This is a genomic window from Paenibacillus sp. MER TA 81-3 (genome assembly GCF_023713585.1).
GTDB classification, from domain to species: domain Bacteria; phylum Bacillota; class Bacilli; order Paenibacillales; family Paenibacillaceae; genus Paenibacillus_B; species Paenibacillus_B profundus.
Window position 1 is genome coordinate 117,828 of the sequence record NZ_JAMAWB010000006.1, and the last position, 18,701, is coordinate 136,528.

Consider the following 18,701-nt stretch of genomic DNA (forward strand, 5'->3'; position numbering starts at 1 on the left):
TATGCAAGCATAACTCGTTCGTAGAACCGTCTGCCTGCATTGTGAAGTGAGCTTCGGATAGGTCATCCGGTTGATAAGGGGCGTAAGGTCCCAAATAATCCTCTAGTTTGCCGCTGTCGATAGCTGGGTTCAAACAGTTCGGACATTGAAACACAGGACTGATTATGCCATTGCATAGTGGACAAACATGAAACAAGGGTATCCGCCTCCATTAGATAAAGATGTAGGAGTAGGATACCCTTTCTTTCGTTCTATCATGATATTAAAATTATTGTCGGCAGACTTCGTTACATCTTCATGTTGCTGCTGTGTCCCGGAGAAAGCTTTGCTGTCGGATCAATGTACACTTTGGCGTTATTGATTGCCGTTGGAGCTTCGCCGAAACCTACGGCGATAAGCTTCAGCTTGCCAGGATATGTTGTCACGTCACCCGCTGCGAAGATTCCTGGAATATTTGTTTCCATACGGGAATCGACCACAATGGATCCGCCCTCAATTGAGAGACCCCATTCAGAGATTGGGCCGAGGGACGATACGAAACCAAAGTTAACGATGACGGCATCGACATCGATGTCGAGCGTTTCTTTCGTCTTCGTATCCGCAATCGTAACGCGTTCGATGCGGCCGGCTTCACCGTGAAGGTGCGTAATCTCTTTCGGCGTCAATATTTGAACCTTGGAGTTCATCAACTGTTCTACGCTATGCTCGTGCGCACGGAATTTGTCACGACGATGAATGAGCGTTACTTGCTCCGCAATCGGTTCAAGCATAAGCGCCCAGTCTACGGCAGAGTCGCCGCCGCCGCTGATGAGTACGCGTTGGCCTTTGTACTGCTGCAGGTCACTGACGAAATAGTGCAGATTTGACTTCTCGTACTGTCCTGCATCAGGCAATTCCAAGCGGCGAGGCTCAAAAGCGCCCACTCCAGCTGTAATAATGACCGCCTTCGCTTGGTGGACTCCTTTATCTGTTGTTACTTCGAACAGTCGCTCGTCACGTTTCTCTACCCGCAGCACCTTCTCTTCCAGGCGTACGTCCGGATGGAAATGGTCCATCTGTTGTTTCAATTGATTTACGAGCTCTTGTGCGGTTACTTTAGGGAAGCCAGCAACGTCGTAAATGTATTTCTCTGGGTAAAGCGCAGCCAGTTGTCCGCCGAGCTGCGGCATGCTTTCGATAAGGCGAACGGAAGCTTGGCGCATGCCGCCATAAAATGCGGCAAACATTCCAGCAGGACCGCCCCCGATAATTAAAATATCTACTACATCTTGTTGCGATGTAAGTTGCGAATTCAAAGCAGAGCACCTCCAATGGCGATGTCTGACCATGTGATTATGGTCATTGTGTAATTAGGCACATCTATCATTATAAACCTAGTGGAGCAAGAAGGAAACTATACTTTTCGAAAAATTCCCAGAATGTGCAAGCTAGAAAAAAATTTAATTAAACCGCTTACATTATGGGGAACAGCTAAAAAGGTGCTTGTAATTTAGCTGGAAACTCGATATCATTGCATGTGAATTGTATACAAATTGTCGAGAATTTGTCGATGTTGGACAAATTGGTGGCCATACACGCTTTATCTTAGAGTATACGGGTTGTTTTAAGGTAAATAGTTCATAATAACGTTGTGTTTGGTTGATGATTTGTATAACATCACATAGAGAGAGATATAGGCAAGCTATGTTTTTTTTTGTGGAGTTTTTCACAACTGCGCAATGATTGATGAGGATAAACGGAGTATGAGGAACTAACTAGTTGCTTAACCGAGAGGATAAGGAACCGACACAAAATGATTTACCTGATTGGAAGGAGCATATACGATGAGCAACATACCTAAAATCGTAATTCTGGGCGCGGGTTACGGTGGCATCATGGCAGCGCAACGCTTGCAAAAGGAATTGAACTATAATGAAGCGGACGTAACGTTAGTCAACAAGCATGACTATCATTACTTTACGACTCATTTGCATATGCCGGCTGCCGGAACGGACTCTTACGACAACGCTCGAGTGTCCATCTCGAAGCTAATCGATGAGTTCAAAATCGATTTCGTCAAGTCGACGGTCAAAGAAATCCGCATTCAAGATAAGAAGGTTATTCTTGAAGACGGGACGCTGTCGTATGACTACTTGGTTATCGGTCTTGGCGGAGAGCCAGAGACGTTCGGTATTCCAGGACTTGGCGAGTATGCGTTCAGCATTCGCAGCATCAACTCTGTTCGCGTTATCCGTGAGCATATCGAGCATCAATTCGCCCTTTACAAGCAAGATGAGTCACGCAAGGACCGTCTGAACTTCATCGTTGGCGGCGCGGGCTTTACTGGAATTGAATTCGTAGGCGAATTATCCGACCGTGTTCCGCAGCTATGCAAGCAGTTCGATGTGGATCCGCAACTGGTTAATATCTACAATGTCGAAGCGGCGCCGTCTGCCCTTCCGGGATTTGATCCGGAATTGGTAGAATACGGGATGGATGTGCTGAAGAAGAAGGGCGTAACCTTCAAGCTCGCCACTGCGATTAAAGAATGTACTCCTGAAGGTGTAATGCTTGCTACTGGCGAAGAAATCAAAGCGGCTACTGTCGTATGGACCGGGGGTATCCGCGGTAACCGTCTGATTGAGCAAGCCGGCTTTGAAGCGATGCGCGGCCGCGTGAAGGTTGATGAACATTTGCGCGCTCCGGGACATGACAATATCTTTATTATCGGCGATAACTCGCTGATGATTAATTCGGAGAACGATCGCCCGTTCCCGCCAACGGCGCAAATGGCGATGCAGCAAGGTCCGGTGTGCGCAAGCAACATCGTGGCTTCAATTCGCAACCAACCGCTAAAGAAATTCGAATACCACAACAAAGGTACGGTAGCTTCCCTGGGTAAAGGCGAAGCAATCGGCGTAGTTGGCAAGAAAAAGCTGAAAGGCTTCTGGGCTGCTCAGCTTAAGAAAATCATCGACATCCGCTGGCTGTTCATCGTCGGAGGCATCTCGCTTGCGCTTCGCAAAGGGAAATTCTTCTAAGCCATGCGTCACTGCAGCGTGCAAGTGCGCGGGCTCTTAACCCGCGATGAATTGGAGCGTTACAATGCTTTGATGGAAGTCGGGGGCTATTTAGAGCAACAGGACCGATATGATTTGGCTTATACGGTGCAAAAAGAAGTCGATCTGCTCATTCAACCGGCGATCGAACGGCTGAAGGAAAAAGGCCGCATGCGTGATCGTATGACGGCAGAATATTTGGCTTCTTTAGATGATGAAGACAAGGAATGATTAGGGATGGTCAAGCCGTCGCCGCAGCTTATTGCGGTGGCGGTTTTTCATATTGTAGAGTCGGTCTTCCGTATAATGGCCCTTAGTTCCATTCTCCCATGCGGTCAGAAGAGAGAATGTTTGAAGATAAGGCGCATGGCATGGCGTTTGTATTACATGCCGTGAAGGCCCGTTATACTGGGAGTAAAACAGAGTCGTCCTTGGGCGTGCCGCCTCCTGATGAAAGGGAAGAATGGAGCAAAGGGGCGGATAATATGAATCACCGTCAGTCCGAACGCGTCACTGCTGCATGAACGTAACATGTCGTTCACGGTGAAGAGACAATGCCTTGCTTCAAAAGCAAATGCGGTGTGTTTGCGTCAGGTTAAGGAAATAGAGACAAGCATCCCGAAGCAGATCGGATTCAATTGAATTTGGAATAATAAATAAGTATCAATAATGATATAAAAGATTGATTTTTTCTATATCATAAATCGTGCTATAGTGTAACCAATCAGCTGATGCCGCGAGCTCAAACCGTATCATGTGTGCTTGGAAATTAGGTGGGAAATACAATTCGGAGGTGGAAGCTTTTGCGTATCACGCCAATTGAAAGCGGTATCAATGTATCCGGCCGATTGGATCGTCTGCCGATTGGTTCGATTCATCGAAAGACGTTAATGGCGCTTGCGTTATTTATTTTTTTGAGTATGCAGATTTGAATACATTCTCTTTCGTAGCTCCCGTATTGAAAAAAGAATGGGGGATGTCGGTCACCGAGATTGGTTGGATTACGTCGAGCTCCTTTCTGGGGATGTTCATTGGTTCGGTATTTGGCGGGTGGTTCGCGGATAGATTCGGAAGGAAGCGGGCCATCATCATAATGACGTTGTTCTTTTCGATATTTTCTATGATTACGGCTCTGGCATGGAATCCTGTTATACTCGGAATACTCCGTTTTTTCACCGGTGTGGGAGTGTCGGCGGCACTGATCAATTCGAGCACCTATATCAGTGAGTTTTTTCCTTCCGCTTCCCGCGGCAAATTCCAGGGCATCGCACTTGTCGTTGGTTTATTGGGCATTCCAGTGACCGGATGGATTTCGACTTGCTTCATTTCCTTAGACCAATTTATATACGTATACATCGGAATTGTATCCTACACATATCCGTGCATCGGGTTATGGACTTACATACGGATTAGGAGATTCTCTAATGTGTTTGGCCCGGTGCTCATCAGCTTTATGATACTCGAGTTTGGAAGCTCTAGTGTATTCACCTTAATATCCCTTTGTTGGATTGGTTCGGCTATGGCATTGAGCTTTGGTCCCAAAACGAACAAGCGCAGCTTGGACGAATTAGAAAGCGACGCAGATAGCGGCGAGCCGCTCAAGCAAGCCCGGCCGATAGCCGCAATTGTTAACAACGATTGAGCTAAAGACCAAGAAGAAGATATAAGAAGAGCTTGTGCGTTTGTCACCTTATCTTCTTCTTGGTGCTTCCGAGTCAAGATTTTTGATGAAATCAACAAATTCCTTCATTAGAGATAGATAAAGCGATTCCTTCTTGTAGATCATCCATGATTTCCGTTTTAATGGAACACCATGCTTGGATGTCAAATTAATTTTGTATAAATCCTCTTGACCGCCGAGCACGATAGTCGGCAAGATGGCATATCCGAGTCCGTTCAACACCATTTCTTTTCCCGTCTCCATTTTGTCGACTTCCATGGCTATGCTCGGGGGTTGCGAATACCGTTCCTTCCACCACAGGTCTATCATATTTTGCAGCGAAGGCTCCGTTTTATAATTGATTCTTGGCAGGTTGGGCAGATCGTGAAGATGAATTTCGTGTTTTGAAACGATGCATATGTTCTCCTCCATCATTAAGTGCTTATCATCCGGCCAATCGTAATCTCCCCGAATCATTCCGATATGCATATGTTGACTATACACGGAGTGAACGAGATCCGAGCTCCAATCCGTCATGACCCTCACTTCCACATCTGGATACTGTTCTAGAAATCGTTTTAGAATGGCAGGAAGTATATAAGTGGCAATATTGCTGGCGACCCCTAACCGGAGGATTCCCGTTACCTTATTATCCATATTCCATAGGTGTTCTTTGGTTTGCCGCAATTGCAGCCGCATTTCTTTCGCATATTTGACAAGATATTCGCCCTGAGCCGTAAATTGAATTCCTCTTCTTCCCCGATTTACAATTTTAATCCCGAATTCTTTTTCCAACTGCTGAACCCGATAAGTTAATGCAGGTTGAGAAATGTAGAGCTGCGCTGCCGCCTTGGTGATGTTTTGTTCGTTGTGCAGCGTCTCCAATATGAGCCAATCTTTATCCTCCAACTTACTTCACCTCCATTTAGATATTGAAAAAAATTATTGAAAATAATAAAATATTAATATTTTATTTATTCCAAATACAGTAATACACTTAAAATGAAAAGTCAATTATTCACTGCTCGGCGGATTCCGAGAGAATTCGAATAGAGGCAAGGAGTGATTTTCAATGTATAGCTTCGGACAATTGGTGAAAATACCAGCTGTGATTATGCGAGGGGGGACAAGCAAAGGGCTCATATTACGCAGATGTGATCTCCCGCAAGATTCCGCGTTACGGGATCAAATCATTTTACGCATGTTTGGAAGCCCGGACAGTAGCCAGATCGATGGGTTGGGCGGGGGGACCAGTCTCACAAGCAAGCTTGCGCTGATTGGGCCTCCTTCAACACCGAAGGCCCACATCGATTATACCTTTGGTCAAGTCAGCCTCGAAAAAAATGTGATCGATTATAATGTAACTTGCGGAAATTTGCTCGCGGCGGTCGGACTTTATGCTGCAGAAGAAGGCTATGCAACGTTGGCCGAACCGATAACAGAAGTCCGTATCTATAATACGAACATCGATAAAATCATCGTGGCTGAAATTCCGGTAGAACAGGGAGCAATTAAATATGAAGGCAATTTTTCAATCGCAGGCGTTCCCGGATTATCTTCCAAAATCATGTTGAACTTTCTCGATTCGGGCGGCACTTTCACGAAAAAAATGCTGCCGTCAGGCAATGCGATCGACACGGTGCAAATTAAAGACGGAAGGCGTTTTGAAATCAGTGTCGTTGACTGCGTCAATACCATTGTATTTGTAAGAGCGCAAGATGTGGGTGTTAAAGGTACGGAACTCCAGTATCCAATTAACAGCAATGCAGAGCTGTTAGATACCTTGGAGCAGATTCGCGTGAAGGGCGGAATTCTCGCCGGACTGATCCGGCCCCAAGAATCAGTCAGACCGACGACGCATTCGCTCCCCAAGATCGTCATGGTCGCACAGTCGACGGATTATATCACGTTAACGAATCAAGCGGTTCAAGCGGAGGACATCGATATTTTATCGCGTTATATCTCCATGGGGGCGCTGCATAAAGCACACGCTGTCGGGGGAGCCATGGCGTTAGCGGCAGCTTGTCAAATACCGGGAACCATTCCTAGCCTCTTAACATCGTCCTCCGGCTCTGCTGTACGTATAGGACATCCGTCAGGCACAATGTATGCGGAAGCTGTTGTCGAAAGGAAAGAAACGGATTGGCATGTAATTCGTGCGGCTTGCGGCAGAACCGCCAGAAGATTAATGGAAGGAGAGGCGTATATTCCGGTATCGGTGATGGCAGCTCATGGTTAAGCGGCCTCCCCGCGTTGGCTGTGTGTCGGGCATGCCGGGTATAGTGACGGGGAAACGACAGTAGCCGTCAGATAAAAAAACCGGGCCGCCCTCGGGCTTCCCGGTCTCCACTCTCACCGCGCGGCATAGAAAGAACTACAACTTACTTCATCATTTCGTTCAGCTTGTCCGGTGTGAGCAAATTCCCAACGTAGAAGGAACCGAATTCGCCGAAACGCGCGCTTACTTCATCGAAACGCATTTCATAAATCAGCTTCTTGAACTGCAGCGCATCATCACTAAAGAGTGTTACGCCCCACTCCCAATCGTCCAAGCCTATGGAACCGGAAATGATTTGCTTCACTTTCCCCGCATAGCTGCGGCCAATCATGCCGTGGCTGCGCATCATCGCGCGGCGGTCCTCCATCGACAGCATGTACCAGTTATCCGCCAAATCACGCTTCTTGTTCATCGGATAGAAGCAGATGTGCTTGCTCTTCGGCAGAATCGGCTTAAGGCGGGCGATGACTTCCGGATTGTCCATCGGATCTTCCGTGGAACCCGGCTTCGCCAAGTAATTGCTCAGTTCGACAATACTTACATAAGAGTAGGTAGGAGTCGTATACTGGGCAAAGGACGTTTTGTTCAATTCATTTTCCAACTCGTTGAGCTCTTCCAACGTTTCACGCAGATGGAAAATGACGAAGTCTGCTTTCTGGCCGACAATGCTGTATACCGCCGTGCTGCCCTTCTTGTCATTCTCAGTCTGGGTCCAATTGGACCACAGCGCATGAAGCTCTTCCAGCGCATGAGCGCGCTCTTCATCGTCAGCTTTCTTCCACTGTGTCCAGTTGATCGTGCGGAAATCATGGAGCGCATACCAACCGTCTAGCGTTAATGCCGCTTCATTCATGTCGTTATCCTCCGTTATTTAATAAAGTACGTATTCAAAAAGGTCATAGGCACCTTTTTAAATAACCTCTAAAAGATTGTTAAACACAACCGATACGATTAGCCATTACTCAAAGCCATTGTAGCTCATTTGTTATCATATGAGCAACTTCGACGTGACAAATGTCACTGAATGTTCGTTGATTTTTCACAAGTGTGCAAGTACACTAAGACTATTCAAGAAATTAGCGAATTTTGGATAATTGTGTGGCGAAAATGGACCTGCAGATGGATACAGGGGGATGATTGCAGATGGGCTGGATTATGGTCATCATTTTGATGGTGCTCTTCTTCGTCATGATGTTCGGTATCGGTTTCATTCTCAATATGTTGATGAAGACGACTTGGTTCCCGATCGGCTTCTATATTGTGATTGTGCTGCCAGCTACCGTTATTATGCTGTGGAAGCAGGACAATACCTTTCTGGAAAATGTCGCGAGCTTCGGGGTAGTCGATTATTTAACAGCGGTGGCCGGGTTGGCTGGAGCTTACATTAGCGGGAAGACGATTTATTTCTTGCGCAAGAGCGGCTACCAGATGTTCTGAAAATTGAGTGTGCACTGTGAATGGAAGAGTCAAAAAAGGGGGGACGCATCTATGAATGGGATGGGTTCCTTTCTTTATTTAAAGACGAGAAGGGTAGGGTGGCGACAACGATGAACGCTCAAAAAGGGCGAACGGCTCTAGTGGTTGGAGCAACGGGGCTGGTCTATTTCTTCCGGCATTCGTTCTTGCTGGGCGATCGGAATGAACGCCGTACCGGTGAGCAATGAGGTGCGATTGCCATGCGCCTCCTGGATCCCATCTTCAAGCACGGTCCCTTGAAGCAGTATCGCGCCATTCCGGCAAGTGTGGTCGCGGAAGGGATGGTCGCGGCCGCGAAGCAACCGCAGCCAGGGGTGCATGTCATTCTATCGGATTGCATCGCCCCTCTGCACGTATATGCATTTTGACAATAACGATTGCGATCGAATACAATAAACATGATTGCATCGACAGATGCAAGTTGATTCTGAATGAAAGGGCAAGGTACACACCGCGATGGACAACTAATCCGAACTCAGCGAATCATTTTGACAGCATTATGATTTCAAAATGTACGTTCAGAGAGGATAGATCTGCCCATTTAGCAGGTTGTATCGGCCGTTATATATAAGCATGCAGAACAATTGAGAAGGTGAACCGCACATTCAGCGGATATGAAGCCGGTGGCTCCTCGTATGTTCATTCTTGTACGAATGGATATGCGTCGTAAGCTGATTAGCGGCATCTTTCGCGTCAGCGACAGATGATTCCTTTGGCGTCCGGCGATGAGGTGCTCCCATTCTCTCTATTGTGCAATTTCCTGCAAGCTTATTGCCGTGAAACGCTATCCTCTCTGGGTAAACCAGGGAGGTTTTTTTATGAATGAAAGATATACAACGAAGACGCCGGAGGTGTCCGGGCGCCTTGTCATGGAGGCGCATCAGCTTGCTGCCTACGTCGGCGACCGCCGCTTGTTCCGATTACAGGACCCGCTGCGCGTTTATGCGGGCGAGCGCATCGGTCTAATCGGAGCGAACGGGGTGGGCAAGACTACGCTCCTGCGAATGCTGGCAGGGATACTTGAGCCGGACGCAGGCTATGTGAAATGCGACGTCTCCTCATCCTTCGTGCCGCAGCTTGACGATGTGAGGGAAGAAGAGGCGGAGGAAGTGACACTCAGCGGCGGTGAACGGACGAAGCGCCGTCTGAACGAAGCGGCGAACAGCGGAGCAGAGCTGTTGCTGCTCGATGAGCCAACAAGCCATCTGGATGTAGAGGGCTTGGAGTGGCTGGAGGAACGCCTCATCGATTATGCACGGAACGGGACGCTGCTCTTCATTTCCCATGATCGGACGCTTCTGAACCGTGTCGCTACGAAAATATGGGAAGTGGAGAATGAAGCGGTTCATATCTATAGCGGAGGCTATGAGGATTACCGCAGAGAGAAGGAGCGGCTGCGGACCGAACGACAGCGTGCCTACGAGAATTATGTGGCAGAGCGGCAGCGATTGCAGGAGGCGATAGTGGAGAAGAAGACACACGCCCATAAGGTCGGAAAGCCCAGGCCCAAGAAAGGATTGACAAGCAAGGAGATTCGTTCGGCTCGTCCGCATTTTAACCGCAAACAGTCGAAGGTCGAGAAGACGGTCAAAGCGATGGAGAAACGGCTGGAGCAGTTGAAGGTCGTCGAGCAGCCGTTCGAGCTTGCGCCGGTGCTGTTCGACGCGAATTGCCATGCGCCGCTTCGAAGCAAGAGTGCGCTAGAAGCGCAGGGGCTTCGGCTCAGCGTAGAGGATCGCGAATTGGTGCGTGACGGGGCCTTTCGCATACGGCCGCACATGCGAGTAGCACTAATCGGGCCGAATGGAGCGGGGAAGACCACGCTGCTTCGTCGCTTATTGGAGGCGTACGAAGCCCACGGGCAGGATACGGAGCGGCATGCGGAGGGAACTGGGGTGATCCGTTACGCGCCGAGCGCCCGCATTGCGTATTACGATCAGAAGCTGTACGCCTTGAACTTGCAAGAGAGCGTGCTTGATAATGTCCTGAAGTCGAGCGCTTATGATCAGACTTCCGTACGTACGACGTTGGCGCGGCTTCGACTGCGCCGGGACGACGCCTTGAAGCCGGTATGGCAATTGAGCGGCGGCGAGAAGGTGAAGACGCAGCTTGCCAAAATGTTCATGAGCGAAGCGAACGTGCTGTTATTGGATGAGCCGACGAACTATTTAGATATCGACACACGCGAAGAGTTGGAGCGAGTGCTGAAGGCGTATCCCGGCACGCTTGTCTTTGCCACACATGACCGCACGTTAATGGATCGGACGGCTACACATGCCATCGTGTTCAACAACGGCACGTTGGATTGGCTGACGATCGAAGCGCTGCGCGAGCGGCTGCGGTTGAATGCGAACGGTGAGCGCAGCCCCGCGGCTGCTTCCGCAGCGGAGGTTCAATCGGATAGCGTCCTGTCATTGTCCGCGGAAGAGCGCATGAAGCTGGAGCTCGAATGGGCGGAGCTGCTAGCCCGATTGTCGGCTCCGCGCAAGGATGATGCGGTCGAGGAGTTGGAGCGTCGATATGCGGAATTGTTGGAACGGCGCCGACAGTTGTGAGTGGAATCTAATTCCGCTCCATGATGACGGTAAGCGATATCACGGATCGAGGCCAGGTGATGTGTTGCAGGATGCGCAGACACAGGCGGAACCACAAGCGATATATGCGTTGCTGATCCAGTCTTAAACGCATTTGCTGATAGCAAATCTATGAGTCGGTGCCGTCCGCAGTTACCACGATTTTGTCGGACGGGTCGGCTCTTTTTATGATACAATAGGAAAACATGATTTGTTCGGGAGGAGAAGGAGAGAATACGATGCGGATGTCAAATATGCACCATTTTACGGAACACCATCGGTATGTGACTTACCGGGAATTCAGCTTGAGCGAATTGGATCTGAAGATGCTTTCCCATGTGTATCAACCGATGGTCGGAGCATTCGCAATCGGAATGTATCATCTTCTGCATCAGCACGTTGCAGCCGATCGGACCGGATACTCTGGCATTGACGCGCAGCGGCGTCTATTTATGCTGCTTGGATTGGAACCGAGCGAGAAGGGAAGAACGTATTTTGTCGAGCAGACCTCCAAGCTGGAAGCAGTCGGACTGCTGCAGACCTCGCGCATCATGTTGCCGGATATGGACGAATGCTTGTACGAATACGAGCTGCAGCCTCCACTATCACCTAATGATTTTTTTGAGACACAGCATTTAACGCTGCTGTTGCGGGATAAGGTGGGGAAATATGCTGTCCTCTCGTTAAGGGAGCAGTTCTGCACAAGCGAGTCGTTCGATCTTGCCTCATGGGATGCGCATAGGGAAGATATATCCGTTCCTTTCTACGAGCTGTTCCGTTTGAATACGCAAGTGATCGATTTTGAACTGGAACAAGCGCTGCAAGAGGTCGCACCGAGCCGTTCGGCGCAGTCTGCCCAGTTCGCTCAGAAGCCGGACGCACAGGATTTGAATTATGCCGACATTATTACCCGCTTTCCTAAGCAATCGCTAAATCGTAGATTCGTAGAGCAGCTGCGCTATGACAAAGAGGGAATGGGCATGATTAATTATGTGGTGCGGAAGTTCGAGCTCACACTGCAGGAGACGTGCCGTCTATTGGATGAAGATGGGGTGTTCACTGCAGAGGGTTCCATTGCGCTCGAAGAGATGCAGCATCGCGCCCATTTGCATTTTCGCCAAAATAAGCGGCGCAGTGAATGGCGGGAGCGGGAACAGAGCCGGATTGAACAGAGCTCGCAGCCGGAGGAAGCACACGAACAGGAAGTGGCGGTGCAAATGGAGTTCTATGTTGAGGTTCCGCCGCAATTCCGCGACAAGTGCGATGTTCACCAATACAATATGATGCTTCGCAATACGCCGTATACGCTGATGTTGGAGAAGTTTTTCCCGGGTGCCGTTCCAGATTCATTCCTTGATATGTTTACCAAAATGGACCTGAATTATAAGATGTCGGACGAAGTGATTAATGTCCTTATTCATTATTTAATGACGATGCTCGTCCAAGGAGCAGAACAACGGTTGAACCGGAATTTTGTCGAGGCAATCGTGTCGAACATGCTCGTGAAGCAGGTGGGCACTTACGAGCAGGCGGTTATGTATATTCGACAGCAAGCTCAAGTGAATGATGCGGACCGATCCCGTACTGGCGGTTCAGATTCTGCGAAGTCACCGCGTTCGCGCAGCCGGTACAACAAGACGGCCAAACCAGCGATTCCGGTCGTTCAGCGCACGGGAACCGGCGGCGCCAAGCTTACTCCCGAGGAGCTGCAGCGCGCGCGGGATCTGGCACGGCGCTTGGACGAAGGAAGAGTATAGCGCGAGTAGCTGTGTGGATATAAGAATGTGGAGGTGTAGCGAATGGAATCTATCGGGGACATATTGAAGCAGCTGCCGGTTAGCAGCCGGAGAGCACAAGCAGAACAGAAAATGACGGAGCTGTTGAATGACCCGCTCATCGTTCAATTCCGAACGAAGTATCCCGAGCTGGATGACCGCAGCCTTCGCATTAATTTGAATAAATTGTACCAGTATGTAACGGAATATCGACGCTGCATGCAATGTCCGGGCTTAGAGAACTGCCCTAATGACTTTCGCGGCCATTATACGAAGCTGAGTGCCGAGACGGTGAATGGCCATGCGCTCGTCTACGATCGCAAAGTGCCGTGCAAGAAGCTCATTTCCTTTGAACGGCAGCAATCCATTCAGAATCGCGTACGTTCCTTCTATGTGGATGAAACGGCGTTGAAGCAAGGATACTCTGCTTCGGAAATTTTGGAGAACGATATCGAGCGCAGCGATGCCGTCTTGGCGATCATTGAATATATCGAGCACACGAAGAAAAACGGCTTGCAGCCGCACGGTCTCTATTTGGTCGGTCCTTTCGGCACGGGCAAGACGTTTCTGATGAGCTACATCTTATATGAGCTCGCACGCGCCGATTGTACGGGTGTCATCGTATATATGCCGGAGTTCGTGGAAGAGCTGAAATCGATGTTCCAGGAGCCGCAGAGGCTGCGCGATACGATTGAAATGATGAAGGATACGGATTTGCTCGTATTTGATGATATTGGGGCAGAGAACATAACGCCGTGGGTTCGCGATCACGTTCTCGGTTCCATCTTGAATTACCGCATGAATCGCAAGCCGACCTTCTATACGTCGAACTACGATATGGACGCGCTATTGAAGCATTTCAGCTATACGCGCGAGGGTGAGGACATTCATAAAGCCGAACGATTGATGAATCGCATCCGCCCGTTTGTGAATGTTGTTCAAGTGGATGGAAGAAATAAGCGGGGCCAAGCAGATTCGTAATTACAATATTTGCATATGGATGTGCGTTACAAAAAATTACAGCCTCCATGTATAATGTAAAGGCAGTATGTTTTTTCAACAGGGAGGAATTATTGTGAATTCAAAATTTTTACGCAAGCAAATGATTTGCGGCTTGATGGCGGCATTGATGGTCGGCGCGTGGGCATTGCCTGCTTCCGCTCAGACAGCGGCTGCTTCCGATGCAGCGAGCACATCCGTTACGAGTGAAGTTACGGGGACGACGGATGAGGCGCAAACGACTACCGACATCGAAGAGCCGACAGTTCCGGAACAAACGGTCGTTTCCGTGAAGGAGCCGGAAATCCGCGTGGACCTGACCAAAAGCATTGTCTTTTACCGTGCAGTCGGCGGTGAGTCGATTGGCTCACTGGAAGCGCAAACGATATACGTGGAACGGACAGAAACGGACGCAAAGGGCCAGAAGTGGGGCCAAGTTCATACGTGGCTCGGGTACGTGTGGGTTCGTCTGTAGAGAAATAACCGTACAGTTCTTGCACCATGCCAGCAACACGAAACAAAGTCCGGCCGCTATAAAGCGGGCCGGACTTTGTTCGCGTTGGGCTTATATCAGCGAAGACAAGTCGCCCGTCGTGCTTCAGAACGGTGAATGAGCGCTACGAGAGGATGAACTTCACAATCACCATGCCGAAAAAGACGACGAACATAAATCCGGTCATGGCGCCGAACCCGAACATCAAATCTGAAAAATCGTTGCGTGGTTCTTCGTTCAAATGTTGGCGCGGGTCGATGCTTCTTGCTTCCATTGCGGGTCCTCCCATCTGTCGTGTCTTAATGCTATGATGCACATCACAGCATAGACAGGTATTTTAACCCAATTATCCGCTTATAGTATATCGAACTGCGGCAGGACTGTAAAGAGCAGGCCTTCCTTATCGTGTGACAAAATGGGAACAAAAATCCCGTTCAATTTCACATAAAACAGCGAACTGTGGTATACTTTACATGTTGACTCAGATTGCAAGCTTTTCACCATAAAGGAGGAACCTTATTATGGCTATCGTTAACGTATCCGACCAGACGTTCAAGACTGAAGTTGAAGGTCAAGAAGGCGTTGTATTGGTCGATTTCTGGGCGCCTTGGTGCGGTCCTTGTAAAATGTTAGCTCCTATCTTGGATGAATTGGACGGCGAAATCAGCAGCCAAGCGACGATTGCAAAAGTAAACGTGGATGAGAATCCAGAATCCGCGTCCCGCTTTGGCGTTATGAGCATCCCTACCATCATCGTATTCAAAGATGGCCAGCCTGTAGATAAAGTGGTTGGTGTGAATTCCAAGGATGCACTGAAGAACTTGGTTGGCAAGCATCAATAAAGATTTGCGCTACGGAGGACAACCCGTATCCGGTTGTTCCTTTTGTAATTTCTAAAGCAACGGCACTACCTAGCGTTATGCTGCCAAGCCTTCCCGATTCGGGAGGGCTTTTTCTTCTGCTTGTGCTCGTATACAATAGAGAATAGAAAAGTAACGAGAGAGGGGGGAGGACGATGAGCGACAGTGATATGAATCAATCCAATTGGCGTGCCGAGCGCTGGAAAGAGCGCTGGAACGAACGTTATGCCCCAGAAGAGGAAGCGGAAATGACACCGGAAGAGCTTACCGAGCGGGGACAATCATTAGAGCGCATCCACAACAAGCTTGCGCTGCTGCCGGATCAGCCAGGTTGTTATTTGATGAAGAACCGGGAAGGCACGATCATTTATGTCGGCAAGGCGAAGGTGTTGAAGAACCGGGTCCGGTCCTACTTCTCCGGCAGCCATGACGGCAAGACGCAGCGCTTAGTATCTGAAATTCGCGACTTCGAATATATCGTCACTTCCAGCAACATGGAAGCTCTTATATTGGAATGCAACCTTATCAAGAAGCATCATCCTCGTTATAATGTGTTGCTGAAAGACGACAAGACGTTTCCATATATAAAAATTACGAATGAGCGCCATCCGCGGCTTGAAGTGACACGGCGCGTGTTGAAGGATAAGGCCAAATATTTCGGGCCCTATCCGAACGGCTTTGCCGCCCAACAAACGAAGAAGCTGCTCGATCGCTTGTATCCGCTGCGCAAATGCAGCACAATGCCAGATCGGGTGTGCTTGTATTACCATATTGGCCAATGCTTGGCACCGTGTGAGTATGAGGTGACCGAATCAGAGTACGAAGATATGGTGCAGGAAATTTCCAAGTTTTTGAGCGGCGGTCATGAAGAAATTAAAAAAGAGCTGCGTCGCAAAATGGAAGAAGCGGCAGAGGAGCTGCAGTTCGAGCGGGCGAAAGAGTTCCGTGATCAACTGATGTCGATTCAAGCGATAATGGAGAAGCAAAATATTAACACGGCGGATCAACTGGATCGGGACGTGTTCGGTTTTGCCGTGGACAAAGGCTGGATGTGCGTTCAGATTTTATATGTTCGCCAAGGCAAAATGATCGAGCGCCATGCGACGAAATTTCCGTTTTACGGCGAAGCGTACGACGATTTCATGTCCTTCGTTACGCAGTATTACAGCGAAAACCCGGCGCTCCCAAGGGAAATTCTGCTTCCGAACCCCGATCCGGTCGAAACCGAGGAGTCCGTGGATGCTGCGGAGCCTAGTGAATCGCTTATGCCAGTGACTGATGTTGAAGTGTCGGAGGAGAATAAAGCAGGCGCGGATGCACTGCAGGAATGGCTGAAAGTAAAGGTTCACATTCCTAAGCGAGGCTTGAAGAAGCAAATGATCGGCATGGCGATAGAGAATGCCCGTGTCACGCTGGATGAGAAATTCAAGCTGCTTGAACGCAGCGAGGAACGGACGCTAGGGGCGGCCGAACGGCTCGGCGCTGCGCTTGGCATCGGCTCAGCACGCCGCATCGAAGCGTTTGATAACTCGAACATCCAAGGGTCTGATCCAGTCTCAGCGATGGTCGTATTTATCGACGGCAAGCCGGCCAAGAAAGAATACCGCAAGTACAAGGTACGGACAGTTCAAGGTCCGGACGATTATGAGACGATGCGCGAAGTGATTCGCAGACGGTATGAACGGGTGCTGAAGGAACAGCTGGAGCAGCCTGATATGATCGTGGTTGACGGTGGCAAAGGCCAAATGTCAGCCGCCTTGGACGTACTTGAGAACGAGCTGGGCTTAGCCATTCCGGTATGCGGCTTGGTGAAGGACAACAAGCATAAGACGGCGCAGCTGATGGCTGGCGATCCGCCAGAAGTCGTTCCGCTTGGACGCGACAGCCAAGAGTTCTATTTGCTGCAGCGCATTCAGGATGAAGTGCACCGCTTTGCCATTACGTTCCACCGGGAGCGGCGGGCGAAATCGATGGTTACGTCTGCGCTCGATTCCATTCCCGGCATCGGCGAGAAGCGCCGGAAGATGCTGCTGAAGCATTTCGGTTCCTTGAAGAAAATACGCGAGGCTGCGGTCGAGGATTTCCGTCAGGTTGGTATCGGCGAGAAGCTGGCGCGAACGATATTGTCCTCGCTGCGGGATGAGGAAGAACAGCACGAGGCAGTTGCGGATGATGAGCCGTACGAAGAAAAGATCAGAGAATAAGTGAGCAAAGGCAGCTTTGTGGGGAACTTCCTGCAAAGCTGCTTTCAGGTTTAGATGGATTTTTACCTCGGGAGAGGGTCCGAAAGGGTGTGTTTTCGTGTATTTTGATCGCGATACAATAAGGAATCAGCTAAAAGTACAATTAAAAACAAATGGACATATTATTGGCGTAGCGTCTGGAGCAGGCATTACAGCCAAATATGCGGTAAAGGGCGGAGCTGATTTCATTTTAGCCTTGAACTCAGGACGTTTTAGACAGATGGGATTGAGCTCCCTTGGAGGATTACTGCCATTTGCTAACAGCAACGAGCTAGTTATGGAATTTGGCTCTAGAGAGATTATTCCTATCGTAAGAGACGTTCCTGTCATCTTTGGACTCTGTGCGACCGATCCAACCATTAACTTAGAAGATTATATGGAAACCATTCGTATGAAGGGCTTTTCTGGAATAAATAACTATCCAACCGTAGGATTAATGAACGGGCAATTTGGTGAGGCTTTGAAGGAAGAGGGGAATTGTTTTGAAACAGAAGTTAAGGCGATCAGAATAGCGAATGAGAAAGATCTGTTTTCGATTGCTTTTGTATTTGACCAAGAGCAGGCACGAGACATGGCTGCTGCTGGCGCAGATATCATTTGCGCTCATTTAGGTTTTACAAAAGGCGGTATTTTGGGCGCGAAAAAAGTTTTATCCTTAAAAGCTGCTGCAGAGATGGCGAGAGATATTTTTCGTGCTTGTGATGAAATAAATCCCGATGTATTGAAGATGATCTATGGCGGTCCAGTCAATACACCTTCCGATGTGAAGTATATGTATGATAATACAGAAGCTGTAGGGTATTTGGGTGGTTCTTCATTTGAACGAATTCCTTCTGAAGCAGCGATTACGAAAACGGCTATCGATTTCAAGGAGGTTGGACTTACTGAACATGACAAGCTCCTTCATAAAATGCTTGAGGGTGTGACCAAGCACTATGATTATGTTCAATTCGTTAAAGAGTATGTAGCTGCGAATTACATGAATGAGATTTCTTTTGCAGAACTGGCTTTGGTAGCTCATATTTCAAGGACGTATTTAAGTTATTTGTTCAACAAAGAAGTTGGATGTACGTTTCCTGAGTATGTAACAAGGTTTCGAATCAATAAAGCAACAGAGTTAATGAAACAAAATCATATCGAGTTATCTGAAGTTTCCGAACTTGTGGGATATAATGACTACGCCCATTTTAGTAAAACGTTCAAGAAACAAACGGGGCTTTCCCCCCGAGAGTATCAACGACAGTACAAAAACACATAAACACCATACAAATCTACATGAATCATCAAGCATAAAACTCTATACTTG

The 18,701-nt window shown here is 48.7% G+C and carries 20 protein-coding genes; 16 read left to right on the top strand and 4 right to left on the bottom strand.

The window, feature by feature from the left end:
• Positions 1-287: 287 nt before the first annotated feature.
• The gene (locus M3650_RS10135; RefSeq protein WP_019423735.1) at positions 288-1,295 is read right to left on the bottom strand and encodes an NAD(P)/FAD-dependent oxidoreductase; all 1,008 of its coding nucleotides are present in this window, start codon (positions 1,293-1,295) and stop codon (positions 288-290) included.
• A 528-nt stretch (positions 1,296-1,823) separates the two neighbouring features.
• Between M3650_RS10135 and M3650_RS10140 the strand changes: the two genes are divergently transcribed.
• From M3650_RS10140 to M3650_RS10155, 5 genes are all read left to right on the top strand, one after another.
• Complete coding sequence (locus tag M3650_RS10140) at positions 1,824-3,020, top strand: NAD(P)/FAD-dependent oxidoreductase (protein WP_019423734.1); 1,197 nt, start codon at positions 1,824-1,826, stop codon at positions 3,018-3,020.
• A gap of 3 nt (positions 3,021-3,023) precedes the next feature.
• Positions 3,024-3,269, top strand: a complete 246-nt coding sequence (locus tag M3650_RS10145) for a hypothetical protein (protein WP_251574402.1) — start codon at positions 3,024-3,026, stop codon at positions 3,267-3,269.
• 116 nt (positions 3,270-3,385) lie between these two features.
• Entirely contained in the window at positions 3,386-3,562 is a 177-nt protein-coding gene (locus M3650_RS10150) for a hypothetical protein (protein WP_251574404.1), read from the top strand.
• 279 nt (positions 3,563-3,841) lie between these two features.
• Positions 3,842-3,970, top strand: coding sequence for a hypothetical protein (locus M3650_RS31915; RefSeq protein ID WP_285848398.1), 129 nt, complete (start codon positions 3,842-3,844; stop codon positions 3,968-3,970).
• A gap of 26 nt (positions 3,971-3,996) precedes the next feature.
• Positions 3,997-4,680, top strand: a complete 684-nt coding sequence (locus M3650_RS10155; protein WP_251574407.1) for an MFS transporter — start codon at positions 3,997-3,999, stop codon at positions 4,678-4,680.
• Positions 4,681-4,728: 48 nt separating this feature from the next.
• Here the strand turns inward: M3650_RS10155 and M3650_RS10160 are convergent, their stop codons facing one another.
• Positions 4,729-5,607, bottom strand: coding sequence for a LysR family transcriptional regulator (locus M3650_RS10160; protein ID WP_251574409.1), 879 nt, complete (start codon positions 5,605-5,607; stop codon positions 4,729-4,731).
• Positions 5,608-5,770: 163 nt separating this feature from the next.
• Between M3650_RS10160 and M3650_RS10165 the strand changes: the two genes are divergently transcribed.
• Positions 5,771-6,937, top strand: coding sequence for a 2-methylaconitate cis-trans isomerase PrpF family protein (locus M3650_RS10165; protein WP_251574412.1), 1,167 nt, complete (start codon positions 5,771-5,773; stop codon positions 6,935-6,937).
• A gap of 142 nt (positions 6,938-7,079) precedes the next feature.
• On the opposite strand, the gene hemQ is transcribed toward M3650_RS10165, so the two are convergent.
• Entirely contained in the window at positions 7,080-7,829 is a 750-nt protein-coding gene (gene hemQ / locus M3650_RS10170; protein WP_019423728.1) for a hydrogen peroxide-dependent heme synthase, read from the bottom strand.
• A gap of 290 nt (positions 7,830-8,119) precedes the next feature.
• On the opposite strand from hemQ, the gene M3650_RS10175 reads away from it, so the two are divergent.
• The 7 genes from M3650_RS10175 (at position 8,120) to M3650_RS10200 (ending at position 14,274) form a co-directional block, all read left to right on the top strand.
• Positions 8,120-8,413, top strand: a complete 294-nt coding sequence (locus M3650_RS10175; RefSeq protein ID WP_019423727.1) for a YuiB family protein — start codon at positions 8,120-8,122, stop codon at positions 8,411-8,413.
• A gap of 20 nt (positions 8,414-8,433) precedes the next feature.
• Positions 8,434-8,640 carry a hypothetical protein gene (locus M3650_RS10180; RefSeq protein ID WP_251574414.1) on the top strand — a complete coding sequence of 69 codons (207 nt, stop codon included), beginning with the start codon at positions 8,434-8,436 and terminating at the stop codon, positions 8,638-8,640.
• Positions 8,641-8,688: 48 nt separating this feature from the next.
• The gene (locus M3650_RS31920) at positions 8,689-8,820 is read left to right on the top strand and encodes a hypothetical protein (protein ID WP_285848399.1); all 132 of its coding nucleotides are present in this window, start codon (positions 8,689-8,691) and stop codon (positions 8,818-8,820) included.
• Between the two features lie 450 nt (positions 8,821-9,270).
• Positions 9,271-11,007 carry a ribosomal protection-like ABC-F family protein gene (gene abc-f / locus M3650_RS10185; RefSeq protein ID WP_251574417.1) on the top strand — a complete coding sequence of 579 codons (1,737 nt, stop codon included), beginning with the start codon at positions 9,271-9,273 and terminating at the stop codon, positions 11,005-11,007.
• 257 nt (positions 11,008-11,264) lie between these two features.
• Complete coding sequence (locus M3650_RS10190; RefSeq protein WP_251574419.1) at positions 11,265-12,782, top strand: DnaD domain protein; 1,518 nt, start codon at positions 11,265-11,267, stop codon at positions 12,780-12,782.
• A gap of 42 nt (positions 12,783-12,824) precedes the next feature.
• Complete coding sequence (dnaI, locus tag M3650_RS10195; protein ID WP_233696928.1) at positions 12,825-13,781, top strand: primosomal protein DnaI; 957 nt, start codon at positions 12,825-12,827, stop codon at positions 13,779-13,781.
• A 94-nt stretch (positions 13,782-13,875) separates the two neighbouring features.
• A complete protein-coding gene (locus tag M3650_RS10200; RefSeq protein ID WP_251574421.1) occupies positions 13,876-14,274 on the top strand; it encodes a hypothetical protein in 399 nt (132 codons plus the stop codon).
• A gap of 142 nt (positions 14,275-14,416) precedes the next feature.
• Here the strand turns inward: M3650_RS10200 and M3650_RS10205 are convergent, their stop codons facing one another.
• Positions 14,417-14,566, bottom strand: a complete 150-nt coding sequence (locus tag M3650_RS10205) for a YqzM family protein (protein WP_251574424.1) — start codon at positions 14,564-14,566, stop codon at positions 14,417-14,419.
• Positions 14,567-14,813: 247 nt separating this feature from the next.
• On the opposite strand from M3650_RS10205, the gene trxA reads away from it, so the two are divergent.
• The 3 genes from trxA (at position 14,814) to M3650_RS10220 (ending at position 18,653) form a co-directional block, all read left to right on the top strand.
• Complete coding sequence (trxA, locus tag M3650_RS10210; RefSeq protein ID WP_019423720.1) at positions 14,814-15,134, top strand: thioredoxin; 321 nt, start codon at positions 14,814-14,816, stop codon at positions 15,132-15,134.
• Between the two features lie 173 nt (positions 15,135-15,307).
• On the top strand, positions 15,308-17,356 hold the full coding sequence (gene uvrC, locus M3650_RS10215) for an excinuclease ABC subunit UvrC (protein ID WP_285848400.1): 2,049 nt from the start codon (positions 15,308-15,310) through the stop codon (positions 17,354-17,356).
• Positions 17,357-17,453: 97 nt separating this feature from the next.
• Complete coding sequence (locus M3650_RS10220) at positions 17,454-18,653, top strand: phosphoenolpyruvate hydrolase family protein (protein WP_251574426.1); 1,200 nt, start codon at positions 17,454-17,456, stop codon at positions 18,651-18,653.
• The last annotated feature ends 48 nt before the right edge of the window (positions 18,654-18,701 follow it).

What these genes read in the sequence shown, in the direction of transcription:
- M3650_RS10140 (WP_019423734.1), top strand. Translation starts at nt 1,824, where the DNA reads ATGAGCAACATACCTAAAATCGTAATTCTGGGCGCGGGTTACGGTGGC.
- M3650_RS10145 (WP_251574402.1), top strand. Translation starts at nt 3,024, where the DNA reads ATGCGTCACTGCAGCGTGCAAGTGCGCGGGCTCTTAACCCGCGATGAA.
- M3650_RS10150 (WP_251574404.1), top strand. Translation starts at nt 3,386, where the DNA reads ATGTTTGAAGATAAGGCGCATGGCATGGCGTTTGTATTACATGCCGTG.
- M3650_RS10165 (WP_251574412.1), top strand. Translation starts at nt 5,771, where the DNA reads ATGTATAGCTTCGGACAATTGGTGAAAATACCAGCTGTGATTATGCGA.
- hemQ (WP_019423728.1), bottom strand. Translation starts at nt 7,829, where the DNA reads ATGAATGAAGCGGCATTAACGCTAGACGGTTGGTATGCGCTCCATGAT.
- M3650_RS10175 (WP_019423727.1), top strand. Translation starts at nt 8,120, where the DNA reads ATGGGCTGGATTATGGTCATCATTTTGATGGTGCTCTTCTTCGTCATG.
- M3650_RS10180 (WP_251574414.1), top strand. Translation starts at nt 8,434, where the DNA reads ATGGAAGAGTCAAAAAAGGGGGGACGCATCTATGAATGGGATGGGTTC.
- abc-f (WP_251574417.1), top strand. Translation starts at nt 9,271, where the DNA reads ATGAATGAAAGATATACAACGAAGACGCCGGAGGTGTCCGGGCGCCTT.
- M3650_RS10190 (WP_251574419.1), top strand. Translation starts at nt 11,265, where the DNA reads ATGCGGATGTCAAATATGCACCATTTTACGGAACACCATCGGTATGTG.
- dnaI (WP_233696928.1), top strand. Translation starts at nt 12,825, where the DNA reads ATGGAATCTATCGGGGACATATTGAAGCAGCTGCCGGTTAGCAGCCGG.
- M3650_RS10205 (WP_251574424.1), bottom strand. Translation starts at nt 14,566, where the DNA reads ATGGAAGCAAGAAGCATCGACCCGCGCCAACATTTGAACGAAGAACCA.
- trxA (WP_019423720.1), top strand. Translation starts at nt 14,814, where the DNA reads ATGGCTATCGTTAACGTATCCGACCAGACGTTCAAGACTGAAGTTGAA.
- uvrC (WP_285848400.1), top strand. Translation starts at nt 15,308, where the DNA reads ATGAGCGACAGTGATATGAATCAATCCAATTGGCGTGCCGAGCGCTGG.